Origin of the sequence: Photobacterium profundum (assembly GCF_003026285.1) — a bacterium.
GTDB classification, from domain to species: Bacteria; Pseudomonadota; Gammaproteobacteria; order Enterobacterales; family Vibrionaceae; genus Photobacterium; species Photobacterium profundum.
In genome coordinates this window covers 250,583-267,734 of the sequence record NZ_PYOD01000006.1, presented here as the reverse complement: position 1 = coordinate 267,734, position 17,152 = coordinate 250,583, and the positions used below count along the sequence as shown (strand labels likewise).

General features: G+C 41.0%; 16 protein-coding genes and 1 rRNA gene. 10 read left to right on the top strand and 7 right to left on the bottom strand.

From position 1 onward, the window contains the following. A 16S ribosomal RNA gene (locus tag C9J48_RS16870) occupies positions 1 to 383 on the bottom strand; the annotation flags it as partial. A 715-nt stretch (positions 384 to 1,098) separates the two neighbouring features. On the opposite strand from C9J48_RS16870, the gene C9J48_RS16865 reads away from it, so the two are divergent. The 10 genes from C9J48_RS16865 to C9J48_RS16820 all read left to right on the top strand — a co-directional run bounded on the left by C9J48_RS16865 (position 1,099) and on the right by C9J48_RS16820 (position 13,177). Continuing rightward, positions 1,099 to 2,433: an O-antigen ligase family protein gene (locus C9J48_RS16865; protein ID WP_006232375.1), complete on the top strand. Its 1,335-nt coding sequence runs from the start codon at positions 1,099 to 1,101 to the stop codon at positions 2,431 to 2,433. Between the two features lie 215 nt (positions 2,434 to 2,648). Further along, the gene (locus C9J48_RS16860) at positions 2,649 to 3,653 is read left to right on the top strand and encodes a glycosyltransferase (protein WP_242610860.1); all 1,005 of its coding nucleotides are present in this window, start codon (positions 2,649 to 2,651) and stop codon (positions 3,651 to 3,653) included. 63 nt (positions 3,654 to 3,716) lie between these two features. Then, positions 3,717 to 4,055, top strand: coding sequence for a hypothetical protein (locus C9J48_RS16855; RefSeq protein WP_006232373.1), 339 nt, complete (start codon positions 3,717 to 3,719; stop codon positions 4,053 to 4,055). A 1-nt stretch (position 4,056) separates the two neighbouring features. After that, positions 4,057 to 5,484, top strand: a complete 1,428-nt coding sequence (locus C9J48_RS16850; protein ID WP_006232372.1) for a GumC family protein — start codon at positions 4,057 to 4,059, stop codon at positions 5,482 to 5,484. 10 nt (positions 5,485 to 5,494) lie between these two features. Beyond that, positions 5,495 to 6,568, top strand: coding sequence for a glycosyltransferase (locus C9J48_RS16845; protein WP_006232371.1), 1,074 nt, complete (start codon positions 5,495 to 5,497; stop codon positions 6,566 to 6,568). A 24-nt stretch (positions 6,569 to 6,592) separates the two neighbouring features. Further along, complete coding sequence (locus C9J48_RS16840) at positions 6,593 to 8,386, top strand: sugar transferase (protein WP_006232370.1); 1,794 nt, start codon at positions 6,593 to 6,595, stop codon at positions 8,384 to 8,386. A 57-nt stretch (positions 8,387 to 8,443) separates the two neighbouring features. Further along, positions 8,444 to 8,755: an STAS domain-containing protein gene (locus C9J48_RS16835; RefSeq protein WP_006232369.1), complete on the top strand. Its 312-nt coding sequence runs from the start codon at positions 8,444 to 8,446 to the stop codon at positions 8,753 to 8,755. Continuing rightward, complete coding sequence (locus C9J48_RS16830; RefSeq protein ID WP_006232368.1) at positions 8,752 to 9,534, top strand: OmpA family protein; 783 nt, start codon at positions 8,752 to 8,754, stop codon at positions 9,532 to 9,534. The genes C9J48_RS16835 and C9J48_RS16830 overlap by 4 nt, the downstream gene beginning before the upstream one ends. Further along, complete coding sequence (locus C9J48_RS16825) at positions 9,531 to 12,485, top strand: SLBB domain-containing protein (protein WP_036803931.1); 2,955 nt, start codon at positions 9,531 to 9,533, stop codon at positions 12,483 to 12,485. The genes C9J48_RS16830 and C9J48_RS16825 overlap by 4 nt, the downstream gene beginning before the upstream one ends. Continuing rightward, positions 12,482 to 13,177 carry a CpsD/CapB family tyrosine-protein kinase gene (locus C9J48_RS16820; protein WP_006232366.1) on the top strand — a complete coding sequence of 232 codons (696 nt, stop codon included), beginning with the start codon at positions 12,482 to 12,484 and terminating at the stop codon, positions 13,175 to 13,177. Before C9J48_RS16825 ends, C9J48_RS16820 begins: the two co-directional genes overlap by 4 nt. A 47-nt stretch (positions 13,178 to 13,224) precedes the next feature. On the opposite strand, the gene C9J48_RS16815 is transcribed toward C9J48_RS16820, so the two are convergent. The 6 genes from C9J48_RS16815 to rpsM all read right to left on the bottom strand — a co-directional run bounded on the left by C9J48_RS16815 (position 13,225) and on the right by rpsM (position 17,136). After that, positions 13,225 to 14,205 (bottom strand): glycosyltransferase family 4 protein, encoded by a 981-nt coding sequence (locus C9J48_RS16815; RefSeq protein ID WP_006232365.1) that lies wholly within the window; start codon positions 14,203 to 14,205, stop codon positions 13,225 to 13,227. An 87-nt stretch (positions 14,206 to 14,292) separates the two neighbouring features. Then, positions 14,293 to 14,676, bottom strand: a complete 384-nt coding sequence (gene rplQ, locus C9J48_RS16810) for a 50S ribosomal protein L17 (RefSeq protein ID WP_006232364.1) — start codon at positions 14,674 to 14,676, stop codon at positions 14,293 to 14,295. Positions 14,677 to 14,709: 33 nt separating this feature from the next. After that, complete coding sequence (locus C9J48_RS16805) at positions 14,710 to 15,699, bottom strand: DNA-directed RNA polymerase subunit alpha (RefSeq protein ID WP_006232363.1); 990 nt, start codon at positions 15,697 to 15,699, stop codon at positions 14,710 to 14,712. 23 nt (positions 15,700 to 15,722) lie between these two features. Continuing rightward, on the bottom strand, positions 15,723 to 16,343 hold the full coding sequence (gene rpsD / locus C9J48_RS16800; RefSeq protein ID WP_006232362.1) for a 30S ribosomal protein S4: 621 nt from the start codon (positions 16,341 to 16,343) through the stop codon (positions 15,723 to 15,725). Positions 16,344 to 16,370: 27 nt separating this feature from the next. Next, entirely contained in the window at positions 16,371 to 16,760 is a 390-nt protein-coding gene (rpsK, locus tag C9J48_RS16795) for a 30S ribosomal protein S11 (RefSeq protein WP_005370963.1), read from the bottom strand. A gap of 19 nt (positions 16,761 to 16,779) precedes the next feature. Then, positions 16,780 to 17,136, bottom strand: coding sequence for a 30S ribosomal protein S13 (gene rpsM / locus C9J48_RS16790; protein ID WP_006232361.1), 357 nt, complete (start codon positions 17,134 to 17,136; stop codon positions 16,780 to 16,782). Positions 17,137 to 17,152: the final 16 nt, after the last annotated feature.

The window sequence follows — 17,152 nt, the reverse complement described above, 5'->3', positions numbered from 1 at the left end:
TTTCCCCCATTGTGCAATATTCCCCACTGCTGCCTCCCGTAGGAGTCTGGACCGTGTCTCAGTTCCAGTGTGGCTGATCATCCTCTCAGACCAGCTAGGGATCGTTGCCTTGGTGAGCCTTTACCTCACCAACTAGCTAATCCCACCTGGGCTAATCTTAGCGCGAGAGGCCCGAAGGTCCCCCTCTTTGGTCCGAAGACGTTATGCGGTATTAGCTATCGTTTCCAATAGTTATCCCCCACACTAAGGCATATTCCCAGGCATTACTCACCCGTCCGCCGCTCGTCAGCAAATTAGCAAGCTAATTCCTGTTACCGCTCGACTTGCATGTGTTAGGCCTGCCGCCAGCGTTCAATCTGAGCCATGATCAAACTCTTCAATTAAAGTTTTGTTGGTCTTTCGACCGGCTCAATGATTTTTACTGATATTCTTGTTTCATTCTTCTTGCGAAGAAATGAAGCATAAATTGACTGTGTCATCTTGCGATGATTAAGGTCACTCAGTTCATTGATAAATCTTTCGACTTAAAATTTCACGAGTGCCCACACAGATTGCATGGTCAAATTGTTAAAGAACAATACTTAAAATCAGATTAACGCCTTAGCATCAACCATCCTTTGAAGTGGACGGACATTTTATCCAAATGCATTACCGTGTCAAGCACTTTGTAATGATTCGTTATCCGTGCATCGATTAACCGGCTACTCACCGTTTCGATGGGCTGCATTATAGATAATAAGAGACTATTGGCAAGTAAAAAAACACAAAAAAAAACCAACTGACGACTTTCCCACCAAAGGTGGCGTTATCACACCAAGTTGAACAATTTCAACGCTATTGTTTAAAGAACTTTACGAGGGAGTCTTAATGAGTACCTATATTCTGGCATCAAGATTGTATGGCTACTAAGGATGAAACAGACTTAATCAATAGTATTGCAAATGAGTAAAGATATTGCGGCTTATCGAAAAGGAATACTAGGATGAACTTATCGCAACGATACGCTTTAGGAAAGATCGAGCATTGCCCATCTCCTACATTAACAGCAAACCACTTTAGCCATCATATACCACTATATATAGAGAGAGCCTAAGCACGATGAAACGATGCAATCAATTATGGTTAGCGTTTGGCGGATGCATCTTAACTTATGCCGCGTGGGCTCTGTTGGGTACTGATAGCTTATTGCTCTGCGCAATCATTATTTTTCCATTTATCATCAATCACTCATTTACCATATGCGTCTTCTTTATTCTTTTTTCTTATTTTCGCTTACATGAAGCGTTTCCTATTTTAATGCCACTTCATATTCCATTGCTACTCGCAACATTTAGCATTGCAGGGTTATGCATCCATCTATGGTTAAAACGTGACGAGATTCATTGGCATTCGTTGCAGACATTTTTTTTACTATTCAGTTTTTGGGTCTTTATCTCATGTTTGTTGGCGACGAATCGAGCCGAGGCATTCGCAACATTTAACAATAGCTTTATTAAAATAATCATTATGGTTTTTGCTATTAGCTGGCTACCGACTAAACAAAAACAGTTAAAGCCGATACCTATTTTATTAATACTTTGTGGTGTCAGCCTCTCTATTCTTGCTTTATATAATAGCATCAACGGTATTGGGTTAGTAGAAGGTACTCGCGTCACTATTGGGCGAGATATCGGTTCTATCTTAGGTGATCCAAATGATTTATCTCTTGCTCTTCTATTCCCTCTTTCTTTTGCATTAACGAATATTTTTCAAGGCAGCAAAGCACAGCGTACTATGACCGCCTTGTTTATGATCATTTTGGTCAGTGGTATAATAGCCACTCAAAGCCGAGGTGGATTACTTGGTATTACTTCCGCCTTCTTTACTTTAATGTTGCTACGCAGCCGCTCAATTATCATTCCCTCAATAATCAGTGGTATTGGATTAATACTTCTCGTGGTATTTGCAGGTATAAGCGATCGATCTTCAGGAGGATCAGGAGAAGAAGGGATTGATGAGTCTTCAATGGGTCGCTTATTTGCATGGGAAGCTGCATTTAGAATGGCACTAGCAAACCCTTTGACAGGCGTTGGACTTGATAATTTTTATTTTAACTACTTTTTTTACTCTCCCCACTGGGACGGCAAGAATCATGCTGTACACAGTACATGGTTTCAAATTTTAGGTGAAACCGGCTTTATTGGCTTTCTTTTGTTTATTTGCTTACTTGTAGGAACTTTTACGCTGAGCTATCAGTTACTAAACCGCCTACGCAATCATGAAATGAAACCTATCGCAGAAGGGTTATGGATAGGGCTGATCACTTTTTGTGTTAGTGGCACCTTTCTCACCCAAGGAACAACATGGCCGTTATATATATTGATTAGCTTATTAATCGCCTTAGACAGGCTGACAAGTAATGTCACGACCGCACACTCAATATCGGCACAATGACAATCTTTACGGCAGAGTTCACCCAATTTAAGGCTTAAATTGCAATTTGCAAAAACGGAAGTACAAAAAACTAAGGAATATTTATGGAATTTCTCGTATTTGGTGAAGATTGGGGGCGCCACCCTTCAAGTAGCCAACACTTACTTTCAGTATTAATGCATGATCATTCTGTAACTTGGATAAACTCCATAGGGTTAAGGCAACCCAACCTTACAATGCGAGATTTAAAACGCATTAATGAAAAAATCACTACCGCACTCACAAATTATGAACCACTAGCAGTATCTATAAAGCCAAGGAAAATAATCAAACCCTTAGTGTGGCCTTTAGCTAAAAGCGTTAACATGCTAAAAATAAATCAGTTTTTATTAAGACGACAGATTCCACCAAAGAAATACCATCGAGTCATATGGGCAGCCCTACCTACAGCAGTTGACTATCTCGAGATAAGTGAAAGCGATTTGGTTATTTATTATTGTGGTGATGATTTTTCAGCCCTTGCAGGTGTTGACCACCAATATGTCGCAGAAGCTGAGCAGCGCCTTATTCAAGTATCCGATATCATCCTTACCGCTAGCCCGACTCTGCAACAAAAGTTTCCACAAGATAAAACCTGGCTTCTTCCTCATGGTGTGGCTATCAATAACTTTAAACAACCGACCTCGAAGCCTACTGAAATATGTGTAGATCAGCCTAGCATTGGATTTTATGGCAGTATTAACAATTGGTTAGATATGAAATTGCTAAAATGTTTAGCAGAATCTCGCCCACATATGAATTTTTACCTTGTAGGTAGAAAAGATGTTAACCCCTTTGAACTTAAGCAACTCTCGAATATCCATTTTTTACCCGCCTGTCCTCACAATCAACTACCAGGGTATTTACAGCATTGGTCTATTGCCATTTTGCCTTTTGTTGATAATCCCCAAATACAAGCTTGTAATCCTTTAAAGCTAAGGGAATATCTCGCTTCTGGATGCCCAGTAATTAGCTCCAACTTTCCTGCCGCAACGGAATACCAACCACTAGTTACCATTGCAACAACAGTTAATCAATGGCTTGAAGCAATCGATAAGTTAAGTCAGTTATCAGAATTAGAACGACAACATTATGCGACTAGAGCACAAGATAAAGTGAAAGATGAAAGCTGGGAAAATAGGGCCAAAGAAGTACTCCAATTAATTTCATCTGCCTTAAAACAAAAGAAATATTCAAGTTAACCTCACATTAGGCATTTTTTTTGCTAAACCTTTCTGTATGCGGTAAACAAAAAGGAGAGAAAGATGAAATGGATTGGGTACGTTATTTTAACGTCATTTTTATGGGGTTGTGCAAGTTCACCACAAAAAAGCCAAGAACTAGAGCTATTTTTTAGCCCGGAACAAATATCATTAACAGCAGAACAAACACGAAAAATAAACGTTTTTTTAGACCATAATCCTTATAACCAACTAACAGTATACGTTGGCCCTGCAAACTTAGACGATAAATTCAAAGCTTTATTACAAAGCCAAAAACGTATTAAAGCGGTGAACAAATTATCACAAATGAAAGATATACCAATGCGGTTGGAGTTTGCACCACAGCAAGCAGCCGATACGCTGTTAATTCAGAGCCAGTAAAATGCGACATTTATTGTTTGCTCGGCTCTACCCTTTGCTTCATGCCTTATGGCGCTATCGGTATTTAGTTTTAATTCCGATCATTATCATGCCTATTCTAATGACAACGGGCGGCTTATTTAAAGCTAAGCGATACTATTCCGAGACAACAATTTTAGTACAAGAGTCTGCACTGCTAAATCCATTTTTGGAAGACCTCTCAATTTCGGTCAACTTAAAACAACGCATTAAAGCGTTGCAAGTCATCATTCATAGTCGAAATATTTTAGAAAATGTCACTCATGATTTAAATCTAGCGCCACCAGATGACTTACTACAAACAGATAATATGATTAATCTACTGCGTAAAAACTTATCTTTATCGCTACTTGGTAATGATCTTGTTCAACTTAGCCTAACCTGGAAAACGCCATCAGAAATTCCTTTGATTTTAAATAAAGTCTCTGATGTTTTTAAAGAAAAATTACGCGCGCCAGGACGAGCATCTGTTGATGGTTCAGAACTATTTTTACAACGACAATTAGAAACAACCCAATTGGATCTCGAGTTAGCTGAAAGTGCACTGGCGAAATTCAAAGCAGCCAACGCTAATAACCTACCTCAATTACAAGGTGCAAATGCACAAAATGACCTCCAGCTAGCCAATCAAACCCGTGAAACTGAACTGAATTTACTACAAGCTAAAAGTAAGCGAGCAAATCTCTACCAAAGGCTAGCGAGCACGAACCCTATCGTTGGCATCTTAGAACAAGAGATAGTCAAATCTGAAGCTGAACTTGCAATATTACGCGCGAGTTATACAGACCAACACTCGTCCGTCAAAGGTGTGATCCGACGACTTAATCGCTTAAAGCAGGAAAGATCCCGTCTAGTTGATGAGCAACAAACGTTAAATCCACAGGAAATAAATCAGCTGTGGCAGCGAATCGCAAACAGTAATCAAAGTAACGACCCAACTAAGCAACCGATATTATTAAGTCAATTTGAAAAATTACAACATGCAGAAAGCCAAATACAAGCATTAAGCGAAGAACTCACCTTATTAAAAGAGCAAACCAACGAACTATCAGAAAAACGGATGGAATTCGCTGATTTAGAAAAACAACTGAAAATATTACAGCGAAACTACGATGTAAAATCAAACGTTTACAACCAGCTATTTGAACGTTATGAGATGGCTAAGGTAACAGGGCACCTTGGTCGCTTTGAAGAACCCGAAAAATTAAAAGTGATTGTGCAACCAATAGAACCTAAGAGACCACTAAATTGGCCATGGTGGATCAATTTTTGCTTAGGTATTGTTGTTGGTTTTGGATTAGGCGCTTCCCTTGCAGGAGTTGTCATCCTCTTTGATACACGCCTTTATCAAACCGACCATATTGCCAAATTAACACAATCACAGGTACTGGTTCGAGTACCTCTGTTTTAGGGGGAGTCTAATGGAACACATCACATTACAAGTTGTGCAACATCTACAACCTGGAGGAATAGAAAAGCTCGTGTTAAATCTCGCTCGATTTGCCTCCCCTTGCCACAAAGTTTATATCGTCGCGCTAGAAGGCAATAAAGAAACAGCCATAAAGCAGTGGCCTGAATTACGCACTTTCGAATCACAATTATTTTTTCTCAACAAACCTATTGGTAGGAACCTTTCAACAGTTATCAAGCTAAAGAAATTGATAGCAAAACTGAATGTAACAATGCTTCATTCACACCATATCGGGCCTTTGTTTTATAGCCGACTAGCATTGCTGGGGCATAAAGCAACACACATACATACTGAACACGATAGTTGGCATCTCGCCGATAAAAAACAGTGCCGCATGACGCGTTACTTACTCAATACCAATAGAGTAAAACTCATTGCTGATGCACCAAGAGTTGCCTATCAACTAGAAAAGATATTATTACTCAGCCCAGATCATGTGATTTGTAATGGAATTGATACTCAGTATTTCACGCCAGGTAATCAGCTCATCGCACGGAAACAATTTAACCTACCGTTAGATAAGAAATTAATCGGTTGTGCCGGTCGACTGGTTAAAGAAAAAGGGATTGATACATTAATAAGGGCGCTTCATGACCTACCTAAAGATCACCACCTTGTTATAGCTGGTGATGGTCCTCAATCTCGACAATTACGCGCAGAAGTACAAAAATGGCTGGTTACGGATCGTATACATTGGCTTGGTTATTGCGCTCAAATGCGTAATTTCTACCGTGCGATTGATGTCTTTTGTATGCCATCCCGTCAAGAGGGGCTCCCTCTTGCATTACTGGAAGCGCAATCTTGTGGCAATAGTATTGTTGCTACGACGGTAGGCGCAATACCAGATCTTATTTGCCCACAAACAGGAATACTAGTTCCACCTGATGATGAAACAGCGCTTACAAAAGCATTAATACAAGTGTTAGAACAAGACCCAAATGCAGCGAATCAAACAGTACAGTTCATTCAACACCAAGCAGACGTGAGAGCCATGACTGCTGCATATGAAGCATTATCTTGTTAAATAAACCTTAAACTCGAGGCTGTCATGATTTTAGGATGGATCATTTTATTTGTAATAACTGCCGTTATTATCTATCACCATTTTGTTTATACCGCAGCGTTAGTTTGGTTAGGAAATAAAAGAAAAAATGAAATAAAAGAAAAGCACAAAGACCCATTAATTTTTCCCAGTATCTCTCTCATCATGCCCGCTCATAATGAAGAGGCTTACATTGAAGCCAAGCTCGCGAATATATTAATGCTCGATTATCCGGCTGAAAAATTGCAGGTTTTAATCTGCTGCGATGGTTGTAGTGATAATACCGCTGAAATTATTGCACAGTATGAATCACAATTTACCGCAGCTGGAATACGCCTTAAATTCTGGGTCAAAAAAAGCAACCGAGGAAAATTAGCACGCCTCAATGAATTAATGACTTACGCAAAAAATGAAGCCGATATTATATCTCTTACCGATACCTCTGCTTTAATATCGATTGATGCTTTAAAACAAGTTGCTAAAAGTTTTGAAAATGAAGAAACAGGTGCAATTACTTGCAGCTATTTACTGGCTTCTCCTTCTGAAGGTGAAAACCAATATTGGCAATGGCAAAATAATATCCGTTTTGCCGAGTCTCAATTGGGCAGTGTTATCGGAGGAAATGGGGCATTTTATGCCATGAGATCTCATCTCTACTCTCCCCTTCCCGAAGATACGATAAATGATGATTTCATTTTACCGATGATGGTATTAAAGCAAGGCTTTAACATTATCTTTAATCAAAATATCAACAGTGTTGAGATTGCCCCGACAAGTCAAAATGAAAACCATCAAAGACGACAAAGGATTGGAGCCGGTAATTTACAACAATTAATACGTTGTCAATTCGTCTTTACCCACAAAAACCTGAGAGTCCGTTGGTTGTTTACTTCCGGAAAAGGCCTTCGCACAGTGATGCCATTCCTATTCGTGGGTTATTTTATTACTTCAGTATTAATGGCATTACAAGGCTCGGCATTGGCCTTGGGTATGGTGATTAGTCAATTATCCATATACGGTATTGCATCTCTACCGCTAATCAATATCCATTCAAAGGTTATCGATAAAGTTCATTACATTATCGGGGCATACTATTCTTCTCTACTTGGCATGCTACGGTATTTGAACGGACAATTTAAGCAAGGGTGGCGCCACTTACCGCCCCTGAGTAACTATCAAACACAATCGACCCAAACGATAAAGCGAATGAGCGATATCATTTTTAGCTGCATTGGTCTAATTCTGACACTGCCACTATGGCCATTCATCGCCTTCGCCATTAAATATGATTCCTCTGGTCCTATATTTTATCGCCAAATACGAGTCGGTCAGATAAGTGAAACAAAAGTAGAGTTATTTGAAATATTTAAATTTCGCACCATGACAAATGATGCAGAAAAAAAATCAGGTGCGGTATGGGCGACAAAAGATGACCCTCGAATAACCAATACTGGCCGTTTTTTACGAGCAACACGTTTGGACGAACTGCCACAATTCATAAATGTAATAAGAGGCGACATGTCCTTAATCGGCCCCCGTCCTGAACGACCAGAAATGTGCGGTAATTTGCAAAATGCATTGCCATTTTATTTAGAAAGAACGACAGGACTTCGACCAGGCCTAACCGGTTTAGCGCAAGTTAATAGCGGCTACGACAATGATCTTGAGGATGTTAAAAATAAAATAGCTTGGGATCACGCTTACGCCATCGCATTAAGTTCACCAATACAGTGGCTTCGAATGGATTTGTATATTCTATTCAAAACATCTTACATCATGTTTGCCAAGCGAGGGCAATAACTGGCACACACTTTGTATTACTCCTTATGAGTCCAAATCTTTATATAAGGCGGTTATATGTTAACTCTTTCCCAGCCAGCAGTAGCACTTTCTTTAGAGCATGAATTCGATGTCCAGAGTGCTAGGCAACTAGAAGTTGAATTTGAAACCTTAAGTAATACAGAAAAAAATGAGCTAGTAATTGATATGACACACGTACAATTTATTGACTCTTGTGGAATCGGTGCCATTGTTTTCTTATACAAACGTCTAAAAAGTCGTAATAAAAATTTGTGTCTACTCAATGTTAATGGTCAGCCTAGAAAGCTCATGCAAATGCTACGAATAGATAAAGTTATCCCTCTGGTCACTTCTGCGGAGTTTTTATGATATGGAGACTGATCTGCTTGCTTACACCATTAGCCTTAGGAGGTTGCACCTTATGGCCGCCTGTAGAAGATAATGATCCAGATCCTCCGGTTCAAGTACAGCTTCGTCAACTAGAGCATCACGGTTTTGAGCTGCAAATATTAGCAACTCGTGGTGCCAAGCTTTGTTTACCGGGGCAATATCAAAAGCTTGAGTACCTTTATTTAAAAGCGCGCGATGAGGCAAAAGCTGGGTTTGATAAAGATGCTGAAATCACCCTACTTCAATACCAGACTCAACAAGCGATTATTCAAACGCAAATGGATTGGCTTGAATATCACACCACATGCTTTGACCATAGCTATTCAGAAGTTGAGCTAAAAGAAAAACTCCTTGTTTTCATGGCTCTTGATAATCAATTTGCGTTAAATCGTGCAGAGCTCTTACCTGATTATCAACAAGCATTACGCTATGCCGCAACAATATTGAAGCGACAATCTCATTGGCACCTTCAACTTACAGGTCATACCGACTCATTAGGTACTAGTGATAGCAACATCCAACTAGGAATGAAAAGAGCTTCAGCCGTTAAACGATTTCTGATTGAACAGGGGGTTAAATCAAACCAAATCGCGGTATTTAGTGCAGGAGAAAGTATGGCTATGGATGACACTCACTCACGAACCCAACGCCTTGCAAATAGAAAAGTTGAGGCACAAGTTCTTGTTGAACATCACGCACAATCTTTACACCGTGTGTATTCACTAAAAGACTGGAACGCAGTACGAGAATCATTATGAGAAGAATGTTCCTACTTCTTCTGCTAATAATGCCTTTTTCTTACGTATGGGGAGATACATTAACACCCGGCGATCGAGTTTTTTTACAAGTTCCAGGTGAAGCGGCTTTTGATACCCCATACACGATTAATGACCAAGGGCAATTACGGTTACCTGAAGTAGGCTTAGTCAATGTTGCAGGGTTAACCGTAATAGACGCCGAACAGCATGTACGTCAAAAACTTGCATCTATATATCGCAACCTTGATGAATTTAAACTCACGATAATGGAGCAGCTGATTCGAATTAAGGTGCTCGGCTATGTAGAAAAGCCAGGAACAGTATCACTTAAACCTGGAAGCAATGTACAAATGGCGCTTTCCGCTGCTGGCGGAGCAAGACCAGGAGCACAATTAGATAAGTTCAAGTTACTACGTAATAGCAGTACCAAAATATTCAATTATAAAGCCTATCTAGATTCTGGCGATCAGACTCTACTACCCAGCCTTAAAGGTGGTGATACTATTTTCATCCCTGCCTCTCCATTATTAGGCAACATCGAAATGAATTTTGATGATATGTCGATACATGAAAGAGGAGATGCCGACGAGGCACAAGGCATAACTATTTTCGGAGAGTTACGCAATCCAGGTACTTTCAGCTTCAAGCCTAATATGACGGTTGTCGATGCATTAATGCGAGCCAACGGTGTTACTCGTTATGCCGATGTAACAAAAATACGCGTGATTACCAATGGGATGTCTTATCGATTCAATTTAAGTGCCTACCTTGAAACTGGAGATACCAGTAATCTTCCTCCAATAAAACCAGGTACAACTATTTTCGCCCCAATTGAAGCGCCTGAAAAAACGAGTACCGATGATATCCAAGGTGTCACCATTTTTGGTGAATTGCATAAGCCAGGCACCTTCAGCTTCAAACCAAACATGAATGTCGTCGACGCACTAATGCGGGCAGAAGGTGTTACCCGCTATGCTGATGTCACGAAAATACGCGTCATAACAGATAATGTTCCCAGCCAATTTGATTTAAAAGCCTACCTTGATACTGGTAAAACAGACAACATGCCAGAAGTTAAACCTGGTACTATTATTTTTGTTCCTATTGAAATAAAAGATATCAACACAACCTCACGAACCATCTACGTGATGGGCGAGGTAAAAGCCGCAGGGCCCTATGAAACATCACCAGGTACAAGTTTCATCGATGTTCTTGCAAATGCTGGGGGGCCAACTCGTTTTGCTGATACAACGAATATAAAAATATTAAGTAATACAAAGGCTCCTATCGCAATAAACTTGGTTGAATATGCACAGAACCCAGCCAAATATACTCTTCCAGCAATGTCCCCCGGTGATGTAGTTTTCATACCGGAAAAAGTTGATCTTAATGAAAAGTCATGGCTAAAAGTGACCAATGATCGTGCAATAAAAATTATGGGGGCGGTCTATAAACCAGGTCGTTACGAATGGCATGACAGTATGACATTCATGGATTTACTCGCTCACTCTGGTGGCCCAAAACAACAAGCTAATCTCAGTAACATTCGAATAATTAAAGAATCTACTGCAGAAAATAAAGGGCACGAAGTTCAATTTTTCGACTTACAAGCGTTTACAAAACAAGGAAGCCCAACAAATTTACTTCCTAATTTAAATGCCAGCGATACTGTCATCGTCGATGAATTACCTCATGATCCTACCGATAATAAAGCCGGTTGGATTAGACAGGCAGCTAAAGATTCCATTTATATTTTTGGTGAAGTGGGTGCTCCTGGGCGTTATGCTTTTAACCAAGAACTTGGTTTTTTAGATATTCTGTCTGCGGCCGATGGCCCAAATAGTAAAGCTGACATTCAAGAAATATTAATTAGCCACAGAAACGGTAAAACAAGTCGAGTTACACGTTTTGATTTAGCTCGATACTTTGAAACAGGCAATGAAAAGGTGTTGCCAAAAGTGAATGCAGGCGATGTTATTTACGTGCCAAAAACTGAAAGTGCCGCAGATACAAAAGCTGTCAAAGTCATTGGTGCAGTCAATACTCCTGGACGTTATAAATGGAATAACCAAATGTCCTTTCTTGATTTACTCGCGATGGCTGGCGGCCCAAAACAGGAAGCCAATATTAGTAATATTCGCATTATTAAAGAGAGCCTAGTTGGGAAAGAAAATGTCATTTATTTTGATTTAGAGAGCTTTATAAATGAAGGGGGTAATTTTGCAGGTCTTCCTCAATTAGAAGCAGGCGATACAATTGTTATTGATGAATTACCTCATGACCCTTCCGACAATAAAGCAAGTTGGATACGCCAATCATCAGATGATTCGATTTATGTATTCGGTCAAGTTGGCGTTCCTGGCCGTTACGCTTTTAACCGCGAATTAGGCTTTCTCGATATATTATCTGCAGCCGATGGCCCTAACGGTGAGGCAGACTTACGTCAAATTAGAATCAGTCATCGTGATGGCAATAAGACCAAAGTCACTCAATTAAATCTATCGCTATACTTTGAAACAGGTGATGAATCATTAATCCCCAAGGTTGTGCCTGGAGATGTGATATATGTACCTCGACGTCAAGGTGATTGGCTAGATAAACCTGCAGAACGCGTTGTTCGATTAATGGGGGCCGTCAATAAGCCGGGGCGCTATTCGTTCAATACACAAATGAATATTTTAGATTTGCTTGCTGAAGCTGGTGGGCCAACAGATAAAGCCTATATCGACAGAATAATGATCGTAAATACATCATGCTGCGGTGATAAATCACAAACATTTAGCTTAAGAGATTATGTTAATGATCCCAGTCGTAGCCCACTCCCTCTACTCCGCCCTGGTGATACCGTGTACGTCCCAGATCAAGATGACTCAGTAACAGAGCAGTTCCGCCAAGGGATAAGGGATGCACTAGGTATTATCACGTTAATTGTATTAGGGGCAGCCTTATGAAGCCGTGGCTAAGCCAAGAGTATGACCAATTATTCCAGCAAATTCATCAACAAGAAGCGCGAGTCATTAGCTTTACTGGGGCAAGCCCACAATGTGGAAGTTCAACAATGTGCTATTGGCTTGCTAGACGTTGCGCTGAAGATAACAATAAAGTTTTATTGATCGATCTTGATCTGTCGGGATCAGGACAAGGAAATCACACCACAGACTGGGAAACGAATGGCTCAGGTGAAATGGACGCGATTATTCATAAAACATCACAACTAGATATTCTTCCCCCTCCGAAAAATCAAGAAACCACAATGGCTCTACGACAACCACAAACACTATTAAATACTATCCAACGGTGGCAACAAACCTATCACTACATTATTTTTGATGCAGGTACTGTTTCAGCGGCTAACTGGCGTAACCTTCCAGCAGCAAACATCTGCCATGCTAGCGATGCTGCTATCTTATGTATAGCGGCAGCAAAAACAACGGAAAGTGAAGTGCTTACAAGTATCGATAGGCTAAAACAAGGAGGGGTGAATTTATTAGGGTGTATAGTGAATGACCAACATAACCCATCTCTGGCCTGTGAAATATTACGAATTTTAGATACAAAAGCATCATGGCTTCCCAAAAAGATTAAAATAGGGCTCACCCACTATCTGAATCAAAATTCAATGCTACAAGGCAAATATCAATAGATGCAATACATTCAGCAAGCGAAATTTTAGATAAGTCTGATGAGAGTTCACAATTGATAGGCTTTTTCTATTTGTTCCCAACGACTTTCCCCAGTGAAATCATCAATAATTTTGGCATACGAATCTTTTGAAAGCGCTCTCCACTCGATATTATCGTAAGCATCCAACTTATCGATTAAAATAGATAATCTTTCCCAATCCGATTCTTCAACAATCCAATCACTAGCAACTAATTTACTAAGGTCACCCACATTTGTTGCGATAACAGGAACACCATGTGCCATCGCTTCTAGCGCCGCCATTGGCAGCCCCTCAGCCCGTGAACTAATTACAAGTACATCAATTAAAGACCAATGTTCCTCCATTGAGTCAACTGCACCATACCAATGAATATTTTTTTTAGCTATGAGTTGAGATTGTTCATCACCATCGCCAAAAACATGAAATTGGCAGCCTGTAAGCAGGTCACTCAACTCAATAAAGCGATCAATTCCCTTTTCATGACTCAGGCGACCAACAAAACCGACTTGTAGAACCTGATGTTTGGAACGCATTTTAAACACTGGTAATTGCATAATGAAATTATTCAGCAAATGACAACGAAAAGGAACGGTACGCTTAATCCTAGAGCTAACGGCAAAATTATAGGAAAGAAAACTTGTTATTCGATTTAAATACTCATAAGACGCCAGTTTTCCACTTAATTTCTCTCCCGCATGGAAACTACTTATTGCACGAAATGAATATCTAAGTCGATAGAATCGAGAGAGTAAAGAGGCTTTATAACCATGGGCATGAACAACATCTGAGGGTAAAAGCAGACTAAAGAATAAAGACGGAGCCATATCAGATAAGAAACGGTACTTAATTTTATTCGCGCAGAGACGTTGATACAGAGGGTGATCGGGATAATAGTCCACAAACAAAACTTCGACATTTCTGTTTTGTTGCTTAACCAGAAGAGCAAATTGCAATATGTGACTTTCTATACCACCAAAGCCTGAACTGTCGATAAATAAATAAATCATGTCATTCTCCATACTATGAAGAAGATTACATGCAAAAAAAAAGCCGAGTCTTAAACTCGGCTTTCTCTTAATTTAGCAAACTAAAGCTTATTCAGCTGAAGCAGCTTCCTGAGCAGGACGATCTACTAGCTCGATGTAAGCCATTGGGGCTTTATCGCCAGTACGGAAACCGCATTTCATAATGCGCGTGTAACCACCTGGACGCTTAGCAAAGCGTGGACCTAATTCAGTAAACAATTTCGCTACCACTGCGTTATCACGCGTGCGGGCGAAAGCAAGACGACGGTTAGCAACACTGTCTGTCTTTGCTAGGGTAATCAATGGCTCAATTACGCGACGTAGCTCTTTTGCTTTTGGCAAAGTAGTCTTGATAATTTCGTGACTTACCAAAGAGCTAGCCATGTTGCTGAACATCGCTTTACGATGGCTGCTGTTGCGGTTGAGTTGACGACCACTCTTACGATGGCGCATGACCTAATCCTTCTAACTAGATATCAGTAACTATTAATCTTCAGCGATTGATGCTGGCGGCCAGTTTTCTAAGCGCATGCCTAGAGAAAGACCACGTGATGCCAACACATCTTTGATTTCTGTCAAAGACTTCTTACCAAGGTTTGGAGTCTTTAGAAGCTCTACCTCAGTACGCTGAACGAGATCACCGATGTAATGGATCGCTTCTGCTTTCAAACAGTTAGCAGAGCGAACAGTTAGTTCAAGATCGTCTACAGGACGCAGTAGGATCGGATCGAACTCTGGCTTCTCTTCTTTCTCTTCAGGAACTCGTACATCACGAAGATCTACAAATGCATCCAGTTGCTCAGCAAGAATAGTTGCTGCACGACGGATAGCTTCCTCAGGATCAAGTGTACCGTTTGTCTCCATATCGATTACTAGCTTATCAAGGTCAGTACGTTGTTCAACGCGAGCTGCCTCTACAGCGTAAGCAATACGGTCAACTGGGCTGTAAGTTGCATCAACTAACAGACGACCAATTGGACGCTCATCTTCTTCAGTGTGAATACGAGCTGATGCTGGTACATAGCCACGACCACGTTCTACCTTGATGCGCATGCTAATCTCAGCATGGTCATCAGTAAGGTGGCAGATTACGTGCTCTGGGTTCGCAATCTCAACATCACCATCATGGGTGATGTCACCTGCAACAACAGGGCCTGCACCAGACTTGTTCAGAGTAAGAATAACTTCATCTTTACCCTCAACCTTAACGGCTAGACCTTTAAGGTTTAAAAGGATCTCGAGAATATCTTCTTGAACTCCCTCTTTGGTGCTGTACTCATGTAACACACCATCGATTTCTACTTCAGTTACAGCACAACCTGGCATTGAAGATAATAAAATACGACGAAGAGCGTTTCCTAGCGTGTGGCCAAAACCACGCTCTAGTGGCTCTAGAGTTACTTTTGCGTGCGTCGTGCTAACTTGTTCAATATCAACAAGACGCGGCTTAAGAAATTCTGTTACAGAACCCTGCATTGTGTCCTCTCTTAACTATAGCTTTACTTAGAGTAAAGCTCGACGATCAAGTGTTCGTTGATGTCGGCAGACAAATCAGAACGTTCTGGAAGGCGCTTGAAAGTACCTTCTAGTTTGCTGTTATCTACTTCGACCCAAGTCGGTAGTTCACGCTGTGTAGCAACTTCAAGAGCTGCTTTAATGCGTGCTTGGTTCTTAGCTTTCTCACGAATGCTAACAACGTCGTTTGCCGCTACCTTGAAAGAAGGAACGTTTACGACTGTACCGTTAACTAGAATCGCTTTGTGGCTTACCAGTTGACGTGATTCAGCTCGTGTAGAACCAAAACCCATACGGTAAACTACGTTATCTAAACGACCTTCAAGAAGCTGAAGCAGGTTTTCACCTGTGTTGCCTTTAAGGCGAGCAGCTTCTTTATAGTAGTTACGGAATTGTTTTTCTAATACGCCATATGTACGACGAACTTTCTGCTTCTCACGAAGCTGAACACCGTAGTCAGACAGACGACCACGTCGAGCACCATGTTGGCCCGGCGCGTTATCAATTTTACACTTGGTATCAATCGCACGTACGCCTGATTTAAGGAATAAATCAGTGCCTTCGCGACGGCTAAGCTTCAGCTTAGGACCCAAATATCTTGCCATGTTCTTTCTCCAATATTCCTAGGAACGTTATACGCGACGTTTCTTAGGTGGACGACAACCGTTATGAGGAATCGGAGTCGCATCAACAATGTTAGTGATACGGAAACCCGCTGCATTTAATGCACGGATTGTAGACTCACGACCAGGACCAGGTCCCTTAACCATAACTTCCAGGTTCTTAACGCCATATTCTTTGGCCATTTCACCACAACGTTCAGCAGCAACCTGTGCAGCGAACGGAGTAGATTTACGAGAACCACGGAAACCTGAACCACCTGCAGTTGCCCATGAAAGAGCATTACCTTGACGGTCTGTAATGGTTACGATTGTGTTGTTAAAAGAAGCATGGATGTGCGCTACGCCATCAGCTACTTGCTTGCGTACGCGCTTACGAGCGCGAGTTGGTTGCTTTGCCATTGTACTCTACCTTATCCGACTATCTTTTGATCGGCTTGCGCGGACCTTTGCGGGTACGTGCGTTGGTTTTAGTACGCTGTCCACGTAGAGGTAGACTGCGACGGTGACGGATTCCACGGTAACAACCAAGGTCCATAAGACGCTTGATGTTCATAGAAACTTCACGACGTAGATCACCTTCTACAGTGTATTTAGCTACACCATCACGCAGTAGATCGATCTGCTCTTCAGATAATTCACTGATCTTAACACTTTCAGCAATACCCGCTTCAGCTAAAACAGCCTTAGAACGAGTTTTACCGATTCCGTAAATCGCGGTAAGCGCGATAACAGAATGTTTTTGATCAGGAATGTTAATGCCTGCAATACGGGCCACTATTCACTCCTAGTAC

Bases quoted from the DNA above. Each gene is read 5' to 3' on its own strand.
- rpsD (WP_006232362.1), bottom strand. From the start codon at position 16,343: ATGGCAAGATATTTGGGTCCTAAGCTGAAGCTTAGCCGTCGCGAAGGC.
- C9J48_RS16855 (WP_006232373.1), top strand. From the start codon at position 3,717: ATGAAATGGATTGGGTACGTTATTTTAACGTCATTTTTATGGGGTTGT.
- C9J48_RS16805 (WP_006232363.1), bottom strand. From the start codon at position 15,699: ATGCAGGGTTCTGTAACAGAATTTCTTAAGCCGCGTCTTGTTGATATT.
- C9J48_RS16820 (WP_006232366.1), top strand. From the start codon at position 12,482: ATGAAGCCGTGGCTAAGCCAAGAGTATGACCAATTATTCCAGCAAATT.
- C9J48_RS16865 (WP_006232375.1), top strand. From the start codon at position 1,099: ATGAAACGATGCAATCAATTATGGTTAGCGTTTGGCGGATGCATCTTA.
- rpsK (WP_005370963.1), bottom strand. From the start codon at position 16,760: ATGGCAAAGCAACCAACTCGCGCTCGTAAGCGCGTACGCAAGCAAGTA.
- C9J48_RS16845 (WP_006232371.1), top strand. From the start codon at position 5,495: ATGGAACACATCACATTACAAGTTGTGCAACATCTACAACCTGGAGGA.
- C9J48_RS16825 (WP_036803931.1), top strand. From the start codon at position 9,531: ATGAGAAGAATGTTCCTACTTCTTCTGCTAATAATGCCTTTTTCTTAC.
- C9J48_RS16815 (WP_006232365.1), bottom strand. From the start codon at position 14,205: ATGATTTATTTATTTATCGACAGTTCAGGCTTTGGTGGTATAGAAAGT.
- C9J48_RS16830 (WP_006232368.1), top strand. From the start codon at position 8,752: ATGATATGGAGACTGATCTGCTTGCTTACACCATTAGCCTTAGGAGGT.
- C9J48_RS16860 (WP_242610860.1), top strand. From the start codon at position 2,649: ATGCGAGATTTAAAACGCATTAATGAAAAAATCACTACCGCACTCACA.
- C9J48_RS16835 (WP_006232369.1), top strand. From the start codon at position 8,444: ATGTTAACTCTTTCCCAGCCAGCAGTAGCACTTTCTTTAGAGCATGAA.
- rplQ (WP_006232364.1), bottom strand. From the start codon at position 14,676: ATGCGCCATCGTAAGAGTGGTCGTCAACTCAACCGCAACAGCAGCCAT.
- C9J48_RS16840 (WP_006232370.1), top strand. From the start codon at position 6,593: ATGATTTTAGGATGGATCATTTTATTTGTAATAACTGCCGTTATTATC.
- C9J48_RS16850 (WP_006232372.1), top strand. From the start codon at position 4,057: ATGCGACATTTATTGTTTGCTCGGCTCTACCCTTTGCTTCATGCCTTA.